Origin of the sequence: Erythrobacter sp. NFXS35 (assembly GCF_040148725.1) — a bacterium.
Lineage (GTDB): Bacteria > Pseudomonadota > Alphaproteobacteria > Sphingomonadales > Sphingomonadaceae > Erythrobacter.
The window spans coordinates 714,919-732,935 of the sequence record NZ_JAGDEB010000003.1 but is presented as its reverse complement, the minus strand read 5'-3'; the positions used below and the strand labels follow the sequence as shown (position 1 = coordinate 732,935).

At 59.5% G+C, this 18,017-nt stretch carries 14 protein-coding genes; 8 read left to right on the top strand and 6 right to left on the bottom strand.

Going from position 1 to position 18,017, the window contains the following annotated elements; translation table 11 throughout:
* Positions 1 to 709: 709 nt before the first annotated feature.
* A complete protein-coding gene (locus tag J3454_RS15100; protein WP_349514575.1) occupies positions 710 to 1,717 on the bottom strand; it encodes a helix-turn-helix transcriptional regulator in 1,008 nt (335 codons plus the stop codon).
* 327 nt (positions 1,718 to 2,044) lie between these two features.
* Between J3454_RS15100 and J3454_RS15095 the strand changes: the two genes are divergently transcribed.
* The 8 genes from J3454_RS15095 to J3454_RS15060 all read left to right on the top strand — a co-directional run bounded on the left by J3454_RS15095 (position 2,045) and on the right by J3454_RS15060 (position 12,020).
* On the top strand, positions 2,045 to 4,387 hold the full coding sequence (locus tag J3454_RS15095; protein ID WP_349514574.1) for a TonB-dependent receptor: 2,343 nt from the start codon (positions 2,045 to 2,047) through the stop codon (positions 4,385 to 4,387).
* A gap of 20 nt (positions 4,388 to 4,407) precedes the next feature.
* Positions 4,408 to 5,232 carry a sulfite exporter TauE/SafE family protein gene (locus J3454_RS15090; RefSeq protein WP_349514573.1) on the top strand — a complete coding sequence of 275 codons (825 nt, stop codon included), beginning with the start codon at positions 4,408 to 4,410 and terminating at the stop codon, positions 5,230 to 5,232.
* 46 nt (positions 5,233 to 5,278) lie between these two features.
* Positions 5,279 to 6,868, top strand: a complete 1,590-nt coding sequence (locus J3454_RS15085; protein ID WP_349514572.1) for a gamma-glutamyltransferase family protein — start codon at positions 5,279 to 5,281, stop codon at positions 6,866 to 6,868.
* A 94-nt stretch (positions 6,869 to 6,962) separates the two neighbouring features.
* Positions 6,963 to 8,246, top strand: a complete 1,284-nt coding sequence (locus J3454_RS15080) for an amidohydrolase/deacetylase family metallohydrolase (protein WP_349514571.1) — start codon at positions 6,963 to 6,965, stop codon at positions 8,244 to 8,246.
* Positions 8,246 to 9,121, top strand: coding sequence for a TauD/TfdA dioxygenase family protein (locus J3454_RS15075; RefSeq protein WP_349514605.1), 876 nt, complete (start codon positions 8,246 to 8,248; stop codon positions 9,119 to 9,121). The genes J3454_RS15080 and J3454_RS15075 overlap by 1 nt, the downstream gene beginning before the upstream one ends.
* Positions 9,122 to 9,132: 11 nt before the next feature.
* The gene (locus J3454_RS15070) at positions 9,133 to 9,966 is read left to right on the top strand and encodes an alpha/beta fold hydrolase (protein WP_349514570.1); all 834 of its coding nucleotides are present in this window, start codon (positions 9,133 to 9,135) and stop codon (positions 9,964 to 9,966) included.
* Complete coding sequence (locus tag J3454_RS15065) at positions 9,963 to 11,330, top strand: MFS transporter (protein ID WP_349514569.1); 1,368 nt, start codon at positions 9,963 to 9,965, stop codon at positions 11,328 to 11,330. Before J3454_RS15070 ends, J3454_RS15065 begins: the two co-directional genes overlap by 4 nt.
* A gap of 123 nt (positions 11,331 to 11,453) precedes the next feature.
* Complete coding sequence (locus J3454_RS15060) at positions 11,454 to 12,020, top strand: thiamine phosphate synthase (RefSeq protein ID WP_349514568.1); 567 nt, start codon at positions 11,454 to 11,456, stop codon at positions 12,018 to 12,020.
* Between the two features lie 379 nt (positions 12,021 to 12,399).
* On the opposite strand, the gene J3454_RS15055 is transcribed toward J3454_RS15060, so the two are convergent.
* From J3454_RS15055 to J3454_RS15035, 5 genes are all read right to left on the bottom strand, one after another.
* Complete coding sequence (locus J3454_RS15055) at positions 12,400 to 13,215, bottom strand: class I mannose-6-phosphate isomerase (protein ID WP_349514567.1); 816 nt, start codon at positions 13,213 to 13,215, stop codon at positions 12,400 to 12,402.
* A 192-nt stretch (positions 13,216 to 13,407) separates the two neighbouring features.
* Complete coding sequence (locus J3454_RS15050) at positions 13,408 to 14,460, bottom strand: formylglycine-generating enzyme family protein (protein WP_349514566.1); 1,053 nt, start codon at positions 14,458 to 14,460, stop codon at positions 13,408 to 13,410.
* Between the two features lie 57 nt (positions 14,461 to 14,517).
* The gene (locus J3454_RS15045) at positions 14,518 to 15,450 is read right to left on the bottom strand and encodes an ROK family protein (RefSeq protein ID WP_349514565.1); all 933 of its coding nucleotides are present in this window, start codon (positions 15,448 to 15,450) and stop codon (positions 14,518 to 14,520) included.
* Positions 15,447 to 16,880: a sulfatase gene (locus tag J3454_RS15040; protein ID WP_349514564.1), complete on the bottom strand. Its 1,434-nt coding sequence runs from the start codon at positions 16,878 to 16,880 to the stop codon at positions 15,447 to 15,449. Before J3454_RS15040 ends, J3454_RS15045 begins: the two co-directional genes overlap by 4 nt.
* The gene (locus tag J3454_RS15035) at positions 16,868 to 18,007 is read right to left on the bottom strand and encodes a sialidase family protein (RefSeq protein ID WP_349514563.1); all 1,140 of its coding nucleotides are present in this window, start codon (positions 18,005 to 18,007) and stop codon (positions 16,868 to 16,870) included. The genes J3454_RS15040 and J3454_RS15035 overlap by 13 nt, the downstream gene beginning before the upstream one ends.
* Between the last annotated feature and the right edge of the window lie 10 nt (positions 18,008 to 18,017).

The following is an 18,017-nucleotide window of genomic DNA, read 5'->3' as shown; positions in this document are numbered from 1 at the left end:
GTGTGTCTTCTCCAGCGACACGTCCAGGCCAGCAAAGTAATCCATGATCTGCCTCCTCTTCTACGCCAGAGCTGAATATATCAGTCTCCATCGAAGAGCCGCCAGACCATTACCCCATGTTGAAAAAAGCCGGCGCTGAGAACGTGTCTGTCACAAGACTGATCGTCGCACGCAGGCTTGTGCGGCTTGATGCCGCGCTCATGCGTCCTGTCGATCATGCGGCGGTGTGCGGTCACCTCCGCCTAGCGGATGGCGGCCGTCGCCTCGACATCGCCGCTCTAGATGCCGCGGAAATCCCCCCGCCTTCGCGGGCGAGATCCAGCCCAATTTTTCGGCGCCGATCATGCCTGGTCTCGATCTCATACCGGCGCTACTGCGCCAAAACTAGGCAGCGATCTGCAACATCACCTCCGGGCTTGCGCTTGCTCTCAAGCAGCCGGCTTCGGTCCATTGCGCGACCAAGGCGCGCCATGGGAGCTGTACCCGGTCCCTGCGTTATCAGCCGGGCAGCCGGGCGCCCAATCTCAAGGTTTTCGAGGTCCTTCCTCCGCTTGTCGAGACAGATATGACGAGCGGGGGAGGCAGATTGTGCAAGGCATGCAGCGCGAAAGCGTAGTGATCGATCTCGGTAAGTCGCTGATGCATAGCGCGATTTTGCGTGTCTCGCCAAGGCTGGGATACCCGATTAGGCGCAATGGCTGAGGCGCGGTCAGTGGATCTGCAAGCCGATCTCGCGCAGCTGGGACGGCGACACGCCTACCGAACTCTTGAACTCCCGGCTGAAATGCGCGGAATCATAGTACCCGCAACTGAGCGCGATCTGGACGAGCGAGCGGTCGGTGTTCAACAGCAGATCGACCGCTTTCTTCAGCCGCACCATACGCAGGAAATCGGTGAAGCGCATCCCGCGATCGCGCAGAATTCTTTGGAGGCTGCGAACGGACATGGCGCAGCAAGAAGCGACATAGGCAATCGAGACCTTGTCATGGTGGCATTCCAGAACGGCTTTGCTCATCCGCTGGATCTTGACGTTGTCGGACGCGTCGAAACCCATCACCTCGAGGAAATTGCTGGCGATCCGGGACATGGCGGGGTGATCGTCCTGGTTGCGGTTAGGGTCCCAGGTGATGGTGATATCGCAGATCGAGCTGGGCTCAATGCGGCTGATGTTCTGCGCAATGTTGCCCGCCTCGATCAGCACGATTTCCTCGCCCTCGGCGGTAGAGGCGCGGACATTGAGTTCATCGATCCCCATCGTCTTCGCCATTCCCGCTATGACCCCGACGACCAGCATGGAATTCGCCGTCGGCGGGACCGCCGTATCCTTGGCCGAGGCGTGCTTGAGAACGATGTGGTTGTCACTCTTACAAAGCGACCAGATGCGGTAGCTTTCATGGTAGTGTTCCTGGAGCACGATCCAAACGTCGATCGCACGCTTGAGATCAACCTCCTTGAGCAACGTCGCAACGCAAGGATTATAGGTGTGCTGTTCAATGCGCATGCCTGCCCGAACAACCCCCTCAGCCCCCAGTTCGCGCCAGCAGTGCTGGAGGGTCTGCTCCGACGTGATGCGCGAGACATGGGCGGCACGCGGAACGATAAGATGGCGGCGCGCGATCGAAGGCAATGCGCTTTGATGGATTTCCTCAAGCAAAAGAGCGTGGAATGTGGAACTAGCCATGCCCGACCCCAATTTTTGCACTGGTGTGATCGACATAGTGGTGAACTCCGGATGACAATCAATACGGACGCAAGAGGTGTTGTCAATCGCGGCGTCTTACCAGTCAAGTTAATCAGGCCCACAGCTGGACACAGGCTTGAAGTCCCACGACTTCGCGCCCCGGCCTCGTTGTTCCTCTAGGCCAGTGAGCAAAAATAAGATTTTGAAAATATTCAATATGCAGGGCATTTCAGGTGAGCTCAACCGTAACTGGCATAATTTTACAAGACGAAGTCAGAAGCTCCCCGCATTTACCGTCTCGTTCGATCATCATGGCCAAGGCAAAACTTCGGCCAGAATGGTTTGCAGCAACGGGGGCACCAAATGAATACAGATAATCTTCGAACCAAGATGTCCGTCTCGGTGATGGCACTTTCGCTGGGCATCTTCTGGTCGACGGCAGCCGCGGCGCAAGATGACATGGCCGAAGACGCCCCATCGGATGCTTCGATTGTGGTGACGGCACAAAGGCGGGCGTCATTGCTGCAAGACACGCCGATCGCGGTCACTGCGATCACCGGCGACGAACTCAGGTTCCGGCAGATCGACCAGATCGCCGAACTGACTACCGCCGTCCCGAACGTGCAGATTTACGACTTGTCGGGTGGCGGGGTGCCTGTCGTTGTCATTCGCGGTGTAGGCCTCAGGAACTTCCGCATCAACGACACGCCGACCACCGGCATATACGTCGATGATGTGTATCAGGCGAACATTGCGCAACTTCAGGCGACCTCGTTCGATCTGCAGCGGGTTGAGATACTGAAGGGCCCCCAAGGCGGGCTGTATGGAAGAAACTCCGTTGGAGGAGCCATTCAGTACATCTCGAAACAGCCCAAAATAGGTGGCGGATTCAGTGGTTATGCAGATGTCACCTATGGCAGGTTCGACGAGGTGACTATTGAGGCGGGCGCAAACCTGCCCCTTGGTGGCAACCTCGCTGCACGCCTGTCCGGGCGTGTCGTCCAGAGTGACGACACCTACTTCCGGAGCGTGACTGGTGGCTTCGATCATGGTGCACAGGACCGTTGGGGGGTGCGTGGCATCCTTGCCTGGGAGCCCGCAGACAACATTCTGGTATCCTTGAAGGTACATGGAGGTGCAGACAATTCCGAGTTGCCACTTAATCGGGCGGTCGGTGGCTGGGAGCCCTCCGGTCCAAGTCCCGTTGCCGGCGTTTCACTGTCTGGACTGAGGAACGTGTTTTGCGCGACGCTACCAGCTGGCGGGCCCCGCGAGCCCGGCCGCTGTACCTTGGTCAACGGTGCGACGCCCCTCTCACTTGGTATAGTAGGGCGCTATGATTCGGCCGGTCTCGGCCGCAACCGTCTCGAGATGGATTGGACTGGGGCAAGCCTGACCCTTGCTGCGGACTTCCGGGGCATCAGCATCAAGTCGATTACGGCCTACGACGAGCTCAACTATCGCCGGTTCACTGATCTCGACGCCATACCAAATGTTCAACAGGAGATCGACTACCGCACCCAGCTTGAGGTCTGGAGTCAGGAACTGCGCTTCGATGTTCCGGTCTCCGAGGGGATCAACGCGCTCTTCGGCTTTGTGCTGGCACGCGACGAGGTCATAGAGAACACTGGCTTTGCCGCCGACGACGGGCTGATACCGTTCCTCTTCAGGGTCAATCTGATCGAACAGCCCTACATGCAGATAACCGATAGCCATTCAGGTTATGCTCGCCTTGACATTGACGTCACTGACAAGCTCGCATTGGCGCTGGAATTGCGGCACACTATTGACGACAAGTTGTTCGAGGGAGGTGTGTTCTTTCCTTCGCGGGACAGCTTTGTTCCGCCGAACGGTAACGCGGCATTGTTTCTTGAGGACAGCGAAACTTTCGAAGCCACAACATGGAAAGCCGTTGTCGATTACGACTTCAGCGACGACATAATGGGCTATGTTAGTATTGCCCGGGGGTTCAAAACAGGCGGGTTCTTCGGCGGCTTTGTCACTTCGGCAGCGCAGCTTGTTTCGTACGACAACGAATTCATCATTGCTCTGGAGGGGGGGGTAAAGGCGTCCCTCTTCAACAACCGGTTGATCGCGAACGCGGCGGTGTTCCAGTATTGGCGGTCCGATGTTCAACAGCAGGGCGCCGAGCTGACCCCAAACGGCCTCTCCGTGGACGCCTTGCGCAACATCGGCGACGTCCGGTCCACAGGTGTGGAACTCGATCTGCTCGGCAGAATCACTCCGAACTTCACGGTGGGCGGTGCCTTTGGTTGGATCACGTCCGAGATCCGCGGTGCCGAGGTCGTAGTCGCAAGCATCTTCGGTGGGCAGAACAGCCCCAACGGCGCCCGACTGCCGCATCAGCCAGAGTTCAGCTCCAATCTGTTTGCCAGATATGAACGGTCGATCGGATCGCGATGGGAGCTTACGACCCAGCTCGAATATGTCTGGCAATCGAACGTCGACCTCGAACTGGCCGTTACGCAAGAAGAGAAGAATTTCTTGCGGGAGTCGGCCTATGGCATTGTCAATCTTCAGACGTCGATCGCGCATGCCGATACCGGGCTCAGCATCGGTGGCTTCGTGAGGAATCTGACTGGCACCGAATACCGCGTTGTCGCTCGTGATGTTACGTCGAGAGGCTTCAACGAGATATGGGGCGCGCCGCGGACCTGGGGAATCACCCTCGGTTACAGCTGGTAAGTCCTCGCGGAGATAAAATCATGGATTCCAGTGAAATTGCGGTGCTGTCCGCGGCAATGGTTGCTGCCGGTGCTCTGGGCGGTCTGACTGCCGGGATTCTGGGGGTCGGGGGTGGCATCATCATCGTTCCGATCCTTTATCAAGTCTATTCCTTCATCGGGATCGATCCCGATATCCGGATGCATCTTGCCGTGGGAACCTCGCTGGCGACGATCATCCCGACGTCGATCTCCTCGGCCCGAGCGCATTTTAAGCGCGACGGCGTGGACAGGCGCATCCTCGTAACCTGGAGCCCGTGGGTCGTGGTCGGCGTGGGGATCGGTTCGGTGGTCGCCCAGTGGGTGCCTTCTCAGCTGCTGGGATCGGTGTTTGCCGTGGCCGCGACCATCGTGGCGCTGAACCTTGCCTTGCGGTCGGAGACGGCACCGCTCTTCTCCCGCCCACCGCAGGGCTATGCCCGCGCGATCTCGGGCGCAGCTGTGGGGACTGTCTCCACCATGATGGGCATCGGTGGCGGAACCTTTATGGTTCCCCTCCTGTCGGCTTGCAGCCTTCCGATCAAGCGCGCCGTGGGTACGGCTGCGGCAATCGGGCTGGTGATCAGCGTCCCCGGAACCGTCGGGTTCATTCTCGGAGGTGTAGACGTGCCGAACCGGCCTGCGTTCTCGTTCGGCTACGTCAACCTGGTGGGCTTTGCGCTGCTGGCGCCGATGTCAATCTTGATGGCACCTGTGGGCGCAAGGATCGCGCATGCGATCAGCCCAACGACGCTGCGGGTTTTGTTCTGCGCCTTTCTGCTGGCCAGCGCCGCCCGGATAGGATGGGACGTTGTGGCACGGTTCTGAACGCAGGCAACCGGTTTTCTCACTCATCAATCGCGCGGAGTGCCCCATGTATTCGCTCAAGGACAAGTCGGCCATGGTCGTCGCTCCCCATCGTTTGGCCGCAGAGGCCGGATGCGAGATCCTGCAGCAGGGCGGCAGTGCGATCGAGGCAATGGTCGCCGCGGCAGCGACGATCGCGGTGGTCTATCCGCACATGAACGGGATTGGCGGTGATGCCTTCTGGTTGATCGCACAGCCTGACCAACCTGTCATCGCGATCGACGGCGCGGGCCGGGCAGGGGCCAAGGTGTGTCTCGCCGACTATCGCAGTCGCTATCCGGCCGAGATGCCCACGCGTGGTCCCAAGGCGGTCCTCACCGTTCCCGGCGCGGTTGCCAGCTGGCAATCGGCGCTTGGCCTGCGCGAGGCGGGCCGGGTGGCACTCCCGCTCGGAACGCTCCTTGCAGGTGCGATCGATCACGCCGAACGCGGCTTCGCGGTGAGCATGAGTCAGGCCAGCGCAACGCGCGAAAAGTTTGGGCAACTGGCGCAGCAGCCGCATTTTGCAGAAACCTATCTCCACGACGGCCAAGCGCCCGAGGCAGGGGACCTCATGCGCCTCCCCGCGCTCGCCGCGACCTTGCGACGCCTTGCAAGCGCCGGTCTCGACGATTTCTATCGGGGCGAGACAAGCCGTGCCCTCTCCGAGGATCTGGCAAGGGCTGGGGCCACTATCGATGCGGGCGATCTTGAACAGGCGCAGGCACCCTGCATTGCGCCGCTGTGGCTACGTCGTCCGGGCGGGACCGCCTATAATCTCGGCGCGCCCACGCAAGGTCTGGTTTCCTTGCTAATTCTCGCGATCTTCGACGAGGCAAGACGCCGGATGAGCCTGACGCCGGCACAGCGCGTACATGTGCTGATCGAGGCGACCAAGATCGCCTTCGAAGCCCGTGATCGGTTCATCGGCGACCCTGATGGGCTGACGCTAAACCTGCAATCCCTCCTCGATCCCTGTGCGATCGCGGCATCGACCGACCGCATATCCCTTGAGCAATGCCTGCCCTGGGGGCCTGCGCAGCCTCCCGCCGATACGGTTTGGATGGGCGCGATCGATCACGAAGGGATTGCCGTGAGCTTTATCCAGAGCGTGTACTGGGAGTTCGGCTCGGGCGTAGTGTCGCCCAACACCGGCGTTCTCCTCCAGAACCGCGGGATCGCCTTCTCGCTGGACGAACATAGTCATAATGCGCTGCGGGCAGGGGCCAAGCCGTTCCACACCCTCAACCCTGCACTGATGCGCGGCGACGATGGCAGCACGATGGTCTACGGTTCGATGGGGGGTGAAGGCCAGCCGCAGTTCCAGGCGGCGATCCTCAATGCGATCGAGTTGGCCGGGGGCGACATTGGAGCCGGCGTCGCAGCACCGCGATGGTTGCTTGGGCGTACCTGGGGCGAGGATTCGAGCGCGCTTCACATCGAAGCCGACATGGCCCCGGCCATTTCGGCCGCCTTAGTCGACCTCGGTCATCCAGTGCGTTTCCAGCCGCCGCGCAGCGAGATGCTAGGTCATGCCGGCGCGATCCTGCGAACGGTGGATGGCCGCGTATCCGGCGCCACCGACCCGCGCAGCGACGGGGGAGCCTGTGGCTACTGACCGGGCGGCTGCGAAGTGAATGGCATAATTGTACAAGACATAGGTTCGCTCACCCTTAAGCTGTTTAAATAATCACGCAACGAAGGCGCTCAACATGACGCAATATCAATTCGACCTACTTCTCAAGGGAGGCCGAGTCATCGATCCCGCCAACAATGTGGACGCGCTGATGGATATCGCCGTCTCTAGGGGCAAGATCGCCGCTGTCGCTCCGGATATCTGCGCCGATACCGCGGCGGAAGTCCGCGACGTGCGAGGTCGGATCGTCCTGCCGGGGCTGATCGACATTCACACCCACGTGTTTGAGCATGTCACAGGTCGCTTTGGACTCAACCCCGACATGATCGGCGTCAATTCCGGGGTCACGACGGTCGTGGATCTCGGTGGTGCAGCCTCACTGACCTTTTCGGCCTTCCGGCATTTCGTTGCTGAACGCGCGATAACGCGGGTGTTCTCATTCATTTCGCCTTATCTTGTCGGCGCGCTTGAAAGTCACGGCTATCCCGAACTCTACGGGCCGCACGGCATCGATCGCAAGGCGCTGCTTCAGACGATCGAGACCAACCGCGATCTTGTGCGCGGCCTCAAGATGCACGCAGAAGTGGGCGGGGTGTCGCGCTGGAACTACGAGGTAATCGAGCATGCGAAATCGTCCGCCAAGGAGGCGGGCATCCCCGCCTATTGCCATCTCGGCCAAATGTGGCCCGCCCGCCGACCGGGTGGGGCAATGCCCGATCCCGATGCCGTGTTCGAGGCCGCTCTCGACATGCTGGAGCCGGGCGACATTTTGGCGCATCCCTTCTCTCGCAATCCGGGCAGCTTCATTGGCAAGAACGGGGAGGTCAATCCTGCCGCTAAGGAAGCGATCGCGCGCGGGCTCAGGGTCGATGTCGGACGCGGCGGGCACATCAGCTACGACCGTGCGCGCAAGGTGATCGATGCCGGCATTATCCCGTACACCGCCGGCTCCGACCTTCATGGCTACAATACGCGCATCGCCGCCGAGCGTACCGAAGAAATGGACCTCCACCCGGCATTCCGCGTGCTGATGGGCAAGCGGCGGTTCGGCCTGCACACCGTTCTTTCGGAGCTCATCGCTCTCGGCTTTAAGCTTGAGGATGTCGTGCCGATGGTCACGACCCACCCTGCGCAGATCCTGAATCTGTCGGATGAGATCGGCACGCTTGGCGTGGGCCGCGATGCGGACATCAGCGTTCTGCGCGACGAGCGCGGGAAATGGACCTTGATCGATCAGACCGGGGTGGCGCTTCAGGCCGAGCGGATGCTGTACCCCGACTTTTGCCTGCGGGCCGGTGCCCTGTTCGAGGCCAGCGCCCCCATCCTTTCGCCACTTGAAGAATTCGAGACAGCAGCGTGATGAACAAGATGAACCTGGAAATCGGAACTCCACCTGTGGACGAAGATGCGATCGCGCTCGAGGGTGTGTTCGAGGAAGCAAGGATCGAACGCCTCTCACCGGTGTTCGGAGCCAGCATTACCGGTGTCGATCTCTCGCGGCCCCTCACCGCCGAGCAGCAGGTGTGGTTCCGCAATTTCCTGACTCGCTACAAGGTAATAGCCATTCGCGATCAGGATATCGGCCATGAGGCGCTGGAGCGTTTCGCCAGCTATTTCGGCGAACCCTATACCCACCCGATGGCCGCTGCCGTCGGGCAGACCTCAGCTGTGAACGAGCTGCGCGCTGACGAGAAGTCGACTGCTGCGTTTGGGGAGACATGGCATGCGGACATGACATCGGAGGAATCGCCGCCCACCGTCACCATGCTGCGGCTCGCGGTGCTGCCCCCGCATGGCGGAGGGGACACCCTGTTTGCTGACACCGTAACGGCCTACGAACGGCTGTCCGCGCCCTTAAAGGCTTTTCTGGGCGGACTGACCGCGCGGCACAACTCGGGCATTTTCAGCGAAAAATACGGCGCGTCGGGTAATCTGCCAGAGGCCATCCATCCGGTCATCAAGAACCACCCGATCTCCGGATTGCCCACGCTTTTCGTCAACACCCGATTTACGAAGTCGATCGTCGAACTCGGGCAAGGGGAATCGCGCGCGGTGCTCGAATATTTGTTCCACTACATCGCCGAGACTCCCGATTTCCAGCTGCGCTTCCGCTGGAGCAAGGATACGCTGCTGGTCTGGGACAACAGGTCGACGCAGCACTGCGCGATCTTCGACTACTGGCCGCATACGCGGGTAGGCTATCGCGTAACCCTTTATGAACCCAAGACAGCATGACGAGGGACACTTTGGAAAAGATTCCTCACCAGCGGCTGCGTTTGAGCGACAACATCGAAATCTTCGTGCGCCGGTTCGGTCCGGAGAGCGGGCCGATCGTGCTTATGATCCATGGCGCTGCCCCGGGTGCATCGGGTTGGGGCAATTTCTGCCGCAATGTCGATGCCTTCGTAGCAGCGGGCTACCATGTGATTGTCCCGGACCTGCCCGGCTTCGGAGATTCCGCAAAGCCCGCCGGCATCGATTACGACCTGCCGCTGTTCACCGGCACGATGCAGCAAATGCTGTGCGAATTGGGGATCGAGCGGATCGTAGCCGTCGGCAATTCCATGGGCGGCGCGATTGCTAACAATCTCGCGATCACGGCGCCGGATCTTGTTTCGGCTCTTATCGTCGCCGCGCCGCACTGCCTTGCGCCGCAGGCGAGTTACTGGGCCATGCCGGGCGTACAGTTCATGATTGAGGCGCTCACGCAAGGGGAACCCACAAGGGAAAAGCTGGGAGCGGTGCTCCGCCGTATGGTCTGTGATCCGGAGCAGATTTCGGACGCGCTCCTGGACGAGCGTTGGCAAAGTGCGATCAAACAGCCTGCCGATGTCATGACCCGGCTCAGGATCACGGAAATCGCGAGCCAGCTCCACGCGATCTCCTGCCCGGTCCTCGCGTTCTGGGGCGCGCAAGATGAAATAACGCCCTCGGCGGGGGCACTCGTTCTGGCCGAGAGGGTGCCTCAGGCGGAGGTGATCATCTACTCGCAGACAGGCCATTGGCCGCAGTTTGAGCGGCACGCGCAGTTCAATGAACGTTCCCTGCGCTTTCTTGACGAGACGAGGAAACCAGCTTGAGCTCACCGATCGAAATCGATGGCGACATTCGTCTTGAAGGGGAGGCCGCACCGGCCTGTCACCCGCGCAACACGCTCTTCCGGCGGCGCCTTGCCTGGCTGTTCACCGAGGCAGCAAACGAACCCTTTGCCGCGCTGGTCCAACGCTTCATCTTCGCGGCCTATTTCGCCAATGTCTTCGTAGGCAACGAAGAAACGGGGGCGGGGTTGTGGGCTGCTGGTCTCAGCGTGGTGGGCGTGCTCACTTTCCTGTGCGCACCACTCATCGGAGCCTTCGTGGATGCCACGGGCCTGCGAAAAACCAGCCTCGTCTGGCTCAGCGTCGTGGGCGCGGGGGCGAGTTGCCTATTGTGGTTTGCCGAGCCGGGGATGCCGGTTCTGCCATTTCTCGCGATCTTCGTTGTATCGGCGCTCTGTGTCGAGTTGACAATCGTGATCACCAATGCAGCCTTGTCGAGCCTGGGAACCGATCGGGAAATAGGCTTTCTTTCAGGCCTTTGCTTTGCTGTGGGGCAATTGGTTTCAATTTTCTCCCTCCTGATGGTCTTCGCGCTTGCGCGGGCCGATAGCGGCGATATCGGCTACACCTCCGATCGCCTCGCGCCTGTCGTTGCGGGCGGCGCTCTGGTGTTGTTCCTGCTACCCTATCTGCTGATCGCGAGGAATACGTCGCGCAGTCGTTCAACCGGCACATCGGTCTCGCGCACGTTCGAGACGCTGATGCTGACCGCGAAGGAGGCTGTGCGCAACCGCAGCATCCTCGGGGTCCTGCTCTGCCGATCGATTGCGGGAGATGGGCTCTCGCTCCTGTTTGCGCTTGCATCGGTGCTGGCCGGGGTCGCGCTCGGATGGCGCGCGGGGGAATTGGCGGTGTTCGGGATCATCGTCACGGTCGCGGCGTGCGTCGGCGGTCTGCTCGGGGGGGTGCTGGACCGGAGCTTCGGATCTTTGCGGGTCATCAGGTTCGGGCTCGCTCTGGTCGGGATCGCAACCGTCGGCATCATCGGGGCCAGCCCGGACCGGGCTTTCTTCGTCCCTGTGCCACGCGGGGAGATCGCGTTCGGCTACTCAGCGGCAGAGCTCGGTTTTCTCTTGGCTGGCATCATCGCGGCGCTGGGGGCAGGGCCATGCTTCGGCGGGATGCGGGCATTGCTAGCAAGGCTGGTTCCGGAGGGGAGGGAGGCGGCCTATTTCGGCATCTTCTCCCTTGCTGGGCGCGCCACCGCTTTCCTCGGTCCAATGAGCTATGGCGCGGCCTTGCTCGTGCTGGGGGATCAGCAGCTTGCGCTGTTCGTCGTCCTCCCGTTTCTGGCTGCAGGCTATGGAGCGCTCTGGCTGGTGAAGCACGAGCAGCGCGCGCATTGAACGCAGCCAACGGGATTGCAGCATCTACAACAAGCGCAAAGCAGACGGAGGCACATTTTGCACAAGAAGCCAAGATTGGGGCTCAACCTTAGAGCGGCGGCGTTTGCGGCCCCGGATCAGGAGATGGCGTTATTGCTGGAGACGGTCCTGCGGATGCCGGGCATCGGCTCTTGCGTTATCGAAGCCGATGGCATCAGCGATGATGCCGTGGCTGCGTGCTTTGCCATTGCCGCGCCCTTGCGCCGCGAAAATGCTTTCGCGCTCGGAGTGAAGCACGGGCTCGCAGTGGCAATGCCATACGGGATCGATGCGGTCGTGGTTGACTCGGCAAGCGGAGCAATCGCATTAGTGCGCGGGCTTGTCGGGCGGTCGGTTGCGATCGGGGTCGACTGCGGTTCCAGACTCGCCGTGGCCGTCAGCGCGGATTTCAATGGCGCGGATTTCGTGCGCTACACGCCGGAATACGGGCAATCTAACGCCGGGCTTGATCTGCACGATGTTGACTGGTGGCGGGAAAGCATGGCGAAACCGATGGTGGTGCGGGCCGATCCGGGGCATGAACATGTCGAGGAATTGTTCTGGTCCGGTGCGGACATTGTCGAGTTCGATGTGACGAACCGCGAGACGCTGGAACGGTTGCTGGAGCGTCACGAAGCGATTGCCGACATGGCCCGACGCTATTCGACATAATGCGCTGCCAGTTCAGGACGCAGTGGCCGATCACGGCAAGCGTTTTAGCATCACACTGGACACAGTTTACATGGACAGTTTCGGCCACGATTTGCGCCAAACCTGATGACGGCATAGTGTCGGATTTGTCCCATTCCCGGCCGAATTTTGAGTGCGCTGGGAGCGCCCGGCCGAGCAGCCTTTGAACCCTCCATTAGGAACGCGCTGTTGGCCACAAAAAGTGTCCGGTGAGCGATCCCTTTCGGATATCGTAACCCGCGCTGCGGCTTAGCTCTGCATTTGCGGTGACCGGGGTGCGGGGCAGGGGGATCAGCTTGGCCATCTGGTGGAGGCGCTGGGTGTTGCTCGGTGATGTAGGGCTCCGGTAAGGGCTTTCTTGTCAAGCCTCACGAACCAACAAGGTCACGTCGGCATCGTGGAATTTGAGTACATCAAGACGCGGTGCTATGATGCACTCGCCTGCTTTAGCTCGCACCGCGCCGCAAAAGCTTGTTACGGTGCCTTCCAGCGGCAATGCCAGCACTGGCGTGTTGAATGCCGCAGCGACGCCCTCATCAGGCTCGCCGTGAATCCGTTCAAACCGGAAGTAGGGACCATCAATCAGTGTCTTCCCGCGCATTGAGAGGGAACTGCGGTGCTCATGCCCATAGATCTCGCCGCGAGCGACTGCCAACGCGCGTTCAAGGTGTAGTTCGCGCGGGCGGCCATAATCGTAGAGCCGGAATGTCGTGTCAGAATTCTGCTGCACTTCCACTAGGGTCAAGCCAGGACCTAGTGCGTGAACCGTACCCGCAGGCAGATAGAATAGGTCACCCTCTCGCACTGGGTGCCATGCCAGCAGGCGTTCGATTGAACCATCAAGTGCTGCCGACGCAATCTCTTGTGTTGTCACCGCATGCATGAACCCGATCCCAAGGCATGCCCCCGGTTCAGCATGCAGCACCAGCCAGCATTCCTCCTTTCCCGCCTCGCCCACCTCAGCCTGTGCATCAGACGGATGCACCTGAACTGACAACTTCTCACAGGTAAAAAGGTATTTGACGAGCACGTTAGGCAATTCGGCGGGCGGTTCGAACCATATCTCGCCAATGCGCGCCGGGCCCAGACCCGCAAAAGGAGTTGGCAAAGCGGTGCGTCCCCAAACCTTTTCAACCGCTCGGCTAGCCAGCAGACGGGGCGAAAAAGCGGCGCTCATCAGCTCAGCGCTCCAGTAATCCTGGCTTCAACGGGCCCACCTCTGCCAAGGAGCCCCAGCGCAAGGGAGGTTGTCGTCCAAAATGTAGCTCCCAACAGTGCGTCGTTGGCCACGGCTGCGTCCGCGGAGCGAAATGATCTCAGGTCAACCACAGCATGATTTTTTCGGCAAATCAACATGATGACCTCCTCCCTATTCTTGCGCATAGATCAAACGGAAGCCCACGTTGCTTGTCCCGAGCCCCATATCGTGCCCGCTTCGAGCTTCAGCGCGGTAACGCCGACAGTAATTCGGCGCGCATAGATACGACCCCCCCTTGATCACGCGGATCCCGAACGCAGGATTAGCCGGATTGCGGGCTTGAGCATGCGATGGACCGCGCGGGTTGACTTTCGGCCGGGATGGGTCGTGTCCGGGTAGGTACAAGTCATTCGTCATTTCCCAGACGTTGCCGATCATGTCATAGAGACCCCAGGCATTGGGTTCGAAACACCCTACTGGCGCAATACCTTCAAACCCATCGGTTCCTTCGTTGTGAATGGGGAAGACGCCTTGCCAGGTGTTCGCATTGGAAGGTTGGTTCGTCACTGCCGGACCACCAGCCCGCGCGGCATATTCCCACTGCGCCTCGGTTGGCAGCAAGCCGCCTTTCCAATCGGCATATGCCTGCATGTCGCCAAGCGAAAGATGCACAACCGGATGATTTGCGACAGCAGCCGGACCATCCGGGCCATACGGCATTTTCCAGTTCGCACCGGGCCGATATTCCCACCAATCAGAATCATTGGGCGATCCTCCGGTGGGCTGCCGGAACACAGCCGAACCCGGCAACAGAAGTTCGGAGGGAATGCTGCCGACGTCCGCGCTGTACACCTTGGGGTCGACTGGCAGTTCCGCAGTCGTTACGTAGCCGGCTTCGCGGACAAATTGAGCGAATTGTTCGTTCGTCACCTCGTGCGGATCCATTCGGAAGGCATCGAGCATTATCGTTTTGACAGGCCCCTCCTCGCTATAGACCGCGCTGGAACCCATTGCGAATTGACCGGCCTTAATGAGGACCGGACGGCTGTCTTTGACCGCGCAAGCGGAAGAACGGGTTATCCGGTCTTGTTCTACCAACCCTGCCGAGCCCTCCTCGCCTGCGTTCGAGCATGAACACAGAACAACACAGATGCCCGCAAGCAACGCCCAAGGTCTTGTGTATATCAATATTTTATCAATAAAAGTCGATTTAGATAAAATCAAGATAACACCCTCAGTCTAGATAACGTATGTCTTTGAATATTCATCTGTCGTAATTATCTAGAAGTAAATATTAAACAAGTCGGATCTTGTCTTGTTACGCGCAAGATGCAAGGCTCCCACGATACCGGCGCGATCACCCAATCTGGCCGATTCGATGAAATCCTTACCCGACAATTGCTGGTTGGAACGGCCATATTGGGAAGCTGATTGCGCAAAAGCTTTACGAACCTGATCGATCAGACCGGGGGTCTGGCTGACCCCGCCCCCAAACCTTATGCCGTCAGGCGAGTAGGCCAAGGTAACCAATTCCGCCAATTGAACAAGATAGGCGCATTCCACGACATGAGCCGGGTGTCCTGCCGCGAGCTCGCTCAGATTGCCGCACCATCGTGAGGCAATCGCCGGCCCCGAAGCAAGCCCTTCGAAGCAGTCGTCGTGGAACGGGCAGACACTTTTGCTGTTGTCGCCGGTACATCTTTTAGCACGTGCATGCCCGATTTCGATGCACCGGCCAGGAAACTCCGGACAGCCATCGCGCGCAAGGCCAACACCGATGCCTGTTCCTACGGTAATATAGGCAATCAGCTCTCGATGACGGACGTTGCCAGCCAGACTTTCGCCGATGGCCGCGGCCGTAACGTCACTTACGATTTCCCGGTGCTCGCAAATCGGCATCAGTGCGGTCAGCAGATCAAATCCGGCCCAACCGGGCTTTGGTGTCTCCTGAATCACGCCAAAATCGGCTAATTCCGAGTCTAGTCCGATGGGCCCGAAAGCACCAATCCCGAGCGATGCAACGGGTCCCAAATCAGAGCTCATTTTTGCAAACCAGCCGTTGATCCGGTCGCAGGTTTCAGTCGCTGCGGTTGTCGACATGGACGTTGATGCAAGGATTGTTCCATCCTCCGCAGCCACCGCGACGACAGTCTTTGTGCCCCCCGTTTCTATTCCGCCAAAGAGGAGCTTTGGCGCCTTTTCGCTTACCTTCACCTTTCGGTAACCTCCAATTCCGGGACAGCCACCGCACTGGTTTCGGGAAGGTGCTGGCGGAGCGCCCGGAGCACCGCGCTATATCGGCGCTGCGCTGCAAGGTTTCGAAGCTCGCTGGGATCAACGCGATGATCATAAAGCTCTTCGCCGCCATCGGCATACCGGATGTAGCGCCAGTGATCTTTGCGCACCGCGTGGTTGCCCTGCTGATATGACATCAACGCAGGCGGAAGCTCGCCCCCATTCTGCAAGAAAGCCCGGAGGCTAAATCCGTCCGATTGTTCGGGGATGGGGATCCCAGCCAGTTCCAGCAGGGTGGGATAGATTGTCATCAGATCGACCGGTTGCGATATTCGCGATCCTGCTTTTGTCAGCCCCGGAACCACGAGGATATACGGGACACGGGTTGTCTTTTCCCAAAGACCGAATTTCTCGATGCGGTTCTTCTCTCCGAGGTGAAATCCGTGGTCGGACCACAACACGATAATCGTGTTGTCTCGCTGGCCGCTTGCATCGAGTCCATCGAGCAGCCGCCCGATCATTTCATCAGCAAAGCTCGAACTTGCCTGGTATGCGCGAACGAACTCCCGCCAGGAGCCCGGTTTTCTTTCCTCGGCTTCTGCCATGCCTTCCCAGAACCAGTCTGTCGGAGCGAGCATCCGCCGACCGTCCTCCGGAACATCGTCGAGATCTCCGTCAAGCCTACTTGGCAATTTGGTGTCGGCCAATGGATAGGCGTCGAAGAACGGTGCCGGTGCAAAAAATGGGGAATGGGGCTTGTAGATCCCCACTGCGAGGAAGAAGGGCTGGGTGTGCTTCCTGGCAAGGAAACGGGCGGCAAAATCGACTGTTTTGTAGTCAGCAGTGTCCTCGATGTTTTCGGGCCAGGGACCCCAATCTGTATTCCGAGATCCGTATTCCGGCAGGCCATTGAGCTTCTGTTCGGGGTAAGGCTCGTTGATCCGCATCATCAGAAATTCATGGAAGGCGGAATTATCGTGGAAACGCCAATTGTCATGATGGTGAAAGATCTTCCCCGCCCCAGCCACAAAATAACCATTATCTTTAAAGATTTTTGGTAGAATTCCAGTGCCCTTGATAGGTGAGGAGCGCCAATCCGACGCATTGTTGTAGACGCCGCTGCGGTGCGGACGGACCCCATTCAGGATAGCTGCGCGCGAGGGGTTGCATGCTGGTGAAGCCGCATAAGCCCGATCGAAGAATACACCGCGTTGTGCAAGCCTTTCGAGGTGCGGGGTACGGATCGGATTGTTGCGGTTGAACAAGGTGGTCCAGTCGTTCATGTCATCAACAACGACGAAAAGAACATTGGGCTTACTCGAAATTGTCTGGGCGGAAAGCGCAGGACTGATCAGAAATGACGCAAGCAGGCCGACTAGGACACCGATGTTTTTGATTAACGGGGGCATGTGAAGTATTGTCCAGATGATTTGTAATTGGCTTGCGCAAGGAAACGGGTGGACAGCTCAACCGGCACAAAGTCGATCCGTTCGTAGGGTTCAGTTTCGCCTGTCTCGAAGGCGAGACCGATTGCCGATTCGCTGATCCGGACCATGTCCGAATATGCAGCCGGACCGGCGCTAATCAGGATCAGGTCTTCCCATGTTTCACCCCCGTCGAACGAGTGGCGCAGCGCCATATCGCTTCGCCCGGGACCGGAAGGCCCATCGGAGTCCGGCCCGGCAAAGGCAAGCAGTTGCTCTTCCCCGGAAAGCTCAAAGCCCAGAAGACTGGACTGCACAACAGGAGGATCAAGCATGTAATGTGAGGGAGCAAAGGGGTGTAGCTTGCCCGGACGGACCGCGTACGTTTCGCCGCCATCACAACTGACAGCATCGCCTCGGGTTTCCGGCATCTTCGAGCGGTTGTTTCTGGTGTTGCTGTACAGACTGCCGTCAGGACGCTCGACCACGCTTGTTTCGTTTGCATTGAGCGGGTCAGTATAGGTTGAGTCAATGGCCCCCAAACGCCAGTTCGCGCCAGCATCGTCCGATATCAGCATATGGGAACCATATGGGCCATCGTCTTTCCCCGGTTCGCCGATGCGGTGGTTGGCCGGCACAACAATACGGCCTGAATACTGCGCGTGGCGCAGTTCGATACTGTGGACCGGGCCAAGCGCATACCAACCCCAGTCTTCGCGCCGCACGTTCTCGGTGATCTCGCGATGGTCCGACCATGTCAGGCCGTTGTCGTCGCTATAGGTCACAAATACGCGCGCATTCTCGACGGTGAATGGCAGCAGAATCCTCCCGCGGTGAGAACCGTGCGTGAGCACCACGGGCGCGGGATTGCCGGCCGTGATCGTGGTTTCAGCGGTGTAGTCAGTCCTGAATCGCTCATGGCCCACGACCACTTGCAAGGGCCCCCAGGTCCGGCCGTTGTCCTTCGAGCGCTTCACCACAAGATCGATCTGACTTGCATCGCCGCCTTGACGTGCTTCAGCGAAGAGCAGGAGGCTTTGATCGCTTGCGCGGACAATGGCTGGTATTCGGTAGGTGGGGTAGCCGTCCTTGCCACCTTCATAAACGGTCACGAACAGGCCT